At 51.7% G+C, this 3,524-nt stretch carries 4 protein-coding genes; all 4 read right to left on the reverse strand.

The genetic code is table 11. The features are described from left to right. Positions 1 to 408 (reverse strand): chondroitinase family protein (locus tag OXG87_14970; GenBank protein MCY3870848.1); only part of this gene is annotated, 408 nt, incomplete at its 3' end. Positions 409 to 429: 21 nt separating this feature from the next. Next, a complete protein-coding gene (locus tag OXG87_14975) occupies positions 430 to 2,115 on the reverse strand; it encodes an iron ABC transporter permease (protein ID MCY3870849.1) in 1,686 nt (561 codons plus the stop codon). After that, entirely contained in the window at positions 2,102 to 3,199 is a 1,098-nt protein-coding gene (locus OXG87_14980) for an ABC transporter ATP-binding protein (GenBank protein MCY3870850.1), read from the reverse strand. The genes OXG87_14975 and OXG87_14980 overlap by 14 nt, the downstream gene beginning before the upstream one ends. 12 nt (positions 3,200 to 3,211) lie before the next feature. Further along, the coding region (locus tag OXG87_14985; GenBank protein ID MCY3870851.1) for a hypothetical protein at positions 3,212 to 3,524 on the reverse strand (313 nt) is incomplete at its 5' end.

The following is a 3,524-nucleotide window of genomic DNA, read 5'->3' on the forward strand; positions in this document are numbered from 1 at the left end:
GATCCACATCGCCCGCCAGCCCGTAAAATTCAAGCCAAACTCAAACTGGTAACGCGGATTATTTGCCGACAACTCAGACTCTGTTCCAAACCCAAACGTCAGCACCTCATCGAGCGCCTCCTCGTTGTACACCCACGCCCGAAAACCGGTCAGTGCCCGATTGCGTTGCGTTACCGGATCCGTGAACACAAGCCGCCCATTATTTTGCCATGTCCATTTGAGAGATTGCGCTCCCCACTTGTAACGTCTCGTCGAAAGCGAAACCTCACTTCCCGCATCTGCCCGATAGGCCGCCGACAGCGTCGTTTCCTCAAAACTGTAGTGCCACGGTGTATTCTGTGCCATCGCCGCATTGACCATGCCTATCACACCTCCAGCAAAAATAATTGCCCATCTCCGTAAATTCATCATATCCTCTTGCATTTTCATTTAAGCGCGGAACAACTCGCCCATGCGCCTGCCCAAAAATCGCCCGGCTAAAAACAAACTCACAATCAGCAACACCATACCAAAAACACCCATCGCACTGGCCAAATACGCCCCATCTGCAATACGCCCCATAAGCGCGTAAATCGCTTTTGTGATGGGATAGTACTCGTCCTTGAGTGCCAAAATCAAACTATCGCTCACCTCGAGCATTGCAAACGCAAAACACAAAATACCGCCAGCCACCAGATTGGCTAAAATCAGTGGAAATGTAATTTGAAAAAGCGTGCGCAACCGGGAAGCCCCCAAATTCTGAGCCGCCTCTTCCAGCGTCACACTCGTCTGCTGAAAACCCGCATACGCCGCGCGCACCATATAGGGCAACCGCCGCACCGCATAGGCAATAACCAGCAGCGGCACGGGATAGTGTCGCGCATCCAAAAAAGTACCCGAATACCCCGCCAGATACCCAAAAGCCAGCACCAGACCGGGCAGAGCTAAAGGCAACATCGCCATCGCATCTAAAACGCCCTTATACGGGATGCGGGTGCGCGTGAGCAAATACGCAATAGCAATCCCCAACACAACATCCAGCGTCGTACTCAACACACTCAACATCAGACTCATCTCAATACTGGACAGAGACATCGGGTGTTCAAAAACCATCGCATAAAATCGCCCGGTCGTCTCCTGGGGCAACACAGCCATAAACCAGCGCTCGGCAATAGACGTCAAAAACACACTCATATGCGGAATCAGCGCAATGCCCGTAAGCGACAGCATCGCGGCGTAAATCAACACCGTCATCCCGCGAGAAGCCGGACGCGACCCCGAACTGATATACCCTCGCGCAATCATCTCATAGCGGCGATTGCCCAGCGTCGCCTTTGACAGATAAAAGAAAAAGACCGTCAACAGCAACACAAAGACAACGAGCGCGTAAGCCATCGGATTTTCGTTAATATCCTCAATAGAATTGAAAATCTCGACCGCTACAACCTGACGGTAATTGAAAATAAGCGGCGTCCCCAAATCGGTAAACGCCCAGATAAAAACAATAATCGCCCCGGCAAAATAGCCCGGCAACATCAGCGGAAATGTCACCGTGCGAAAAAGGCGAAATCCCTTGCTACCCATATTGCGCGCCGCCTCTTCCAGGCTCGGATCGACATTGGCAAGCGCAGCGGCCACATTGAGATACATAATGGGGTAGAGATGCAGCACCTCTAAAATCACCACGCCTACAAAACCACCGCCGCCAAACCAATCTACCGGCTGATCGATAAGCCCCAGATCCAGAAGCAGCAAATTGATCGAACCAAAACGCGCAAACATCTGCTTCATGCCAATAGCCCCTACAAACGGGGGCAAAACCATAGGCACCAGAATCAAACCATTGAGAAACCCTTTGCCGGCAAAATCGTAGCGCACCAGCAAAAACGCCAGAGGCAAACTGAGCAGCGTAGTCGCAATAGTCGTAATCATCCCCAGCCGAAAACTATTGAGAATGGCTTCACGATAAACCGGACTCGTCACCATCAATTCGTAAAACGCAAACGTAAACCTGCCATCGACCACCAGCGACTGCACAAAAGCATACCAAAGGGGATAAAACAAAAACAAAGCAAAAAAGCCGATCAACCCCACCAAAAAAATGAGCGTGGGCAAATTGAGATCAAACCGCCTCATCGAGGTCCTCCGCTTCATCGCGCAACACAACCACCTGCTGCTTCGAAAACCCCAATCGCACCTCATCGCCGGGTTGTGCGTGTTGCAAAGTCGCGCCATATTCAATCAGTTTGATCTGATCGCCGCTCGCCAATTCAACAAAAAATTGCTCGACTTCACCCAGATAAATCGCACGTCGCACGCGCCCAAAAATGACATTATCCGTCGTCCTGTATTCATCCAAAAGAAAATCCATTGCCTCGGGTCGAATCGCGCACAACACCCGATCCCCCACCTGGATATCCTCATACCCCGCCTGCCCGCGAATATCTCCCACATCTGTTGTAGCGACCACCTCGGATGCCACAGATTTTATCTCTCCAGAAATCAAATTGATCTCGCCAATAAAATCTGCGACAAAGCGCGTGAGCGGTTGCCTGTAAACATCCCGCGGTGTGCCGACTTGCGCCACCTTGCCCATCTGCATAACCGCAATGCGCGCACCCATGGCCAGCGCTTCTTTTTGATCATGGGTCACATAAATCATCGTAACGCCCAAAGAGCGCTGCAAATCCTGTAACTGTTCGCGCATCTCCAACCGCAATCGCGCATCCAGATTGGAAAGCGGCTCATCCAGCAGCACAACACCCGGTTCTATGACAAGTGCCCTCGCCAGTGCCACGCGCTGTTGTTGCCCTCCCGAAAGCTGATTGGGCGACCGCTCGGCATAACCGCTCATCTGAACCATTTCCAGAACACGCCTCACTTTTTGGTCGCGCTCATGCTGCGACATATTGCGCATGGTGAGGCCGTATTCCACATTCTTCCAAACCGTCATATGAGGCCACAACGCATAATTCTGAAACACCATACCCGTATTGCGCTCGTGCGCAGGCACAGCAGTCACATCGCGCGCGTCAAAAAGCACCCGACCCGTCTCGGGCTGCTCAAAACCCGCCAAAATGCGCAACAACGTGGTCTTGCCGCAACCAGAAGGACCCAGCAAAAAAAAGAACTCCCCCGCGTCAATTTCCAGATTGATGCGATCCAATGCCAGAACATTGTCAAAACGCTTGGTCACATTTTCCAGCTTAATCCCGAACATATCTCACTCTTTTTAATTCCTGCGCAAACGCCACAAATAAGCCACCACACAGCAGGCAATACCCATGGGGAAAAACAGAGTAATCGCATTGGTAATACGCACAGACAAAGGCACATCGCGAGCACCGTATTTGTCGTGCGCAAAATCCGTCCAGTCAGCCATTGTGCGATTGCGCATCTCGGCATCTCCCCACAACTGCTCCAACTTCAGTGCTTCAGCCTCAGAAATAGGTACAGATGACAGCTTCTTGCGTTCTTCTTCTGACACGCCATCTGTCATCGCGTCCTTCCAGGTAGCTTGCAATGCCCGCTGTGAGTCAATGACC

The organism is Gemmatimonadota bacterium, from assembly GCA_026706845.1.
Lineage (GTDB): Bacteria > Latescibacterota > UBA2968 > UBA2968 > UBA2968 > VXRD01.

Bases quoted from the DNA above. Each gene is read 5' to 3' on its own strand.
- OXG87_14980 (MCY3870850.1), bottom strand. From the start codon at position 3,199: ATGTTCGGGATTAAGCTGGAAAATGTGACCAAGCGTTTTGACAATGTT.
- OXG87_14975 (MCY3870849.1), bottom strand. From the start codon at position 2,115: ATGAGGCGGTTTGATCTCAATTTGCCCACGCTCATTTTTTTGGTGGGG.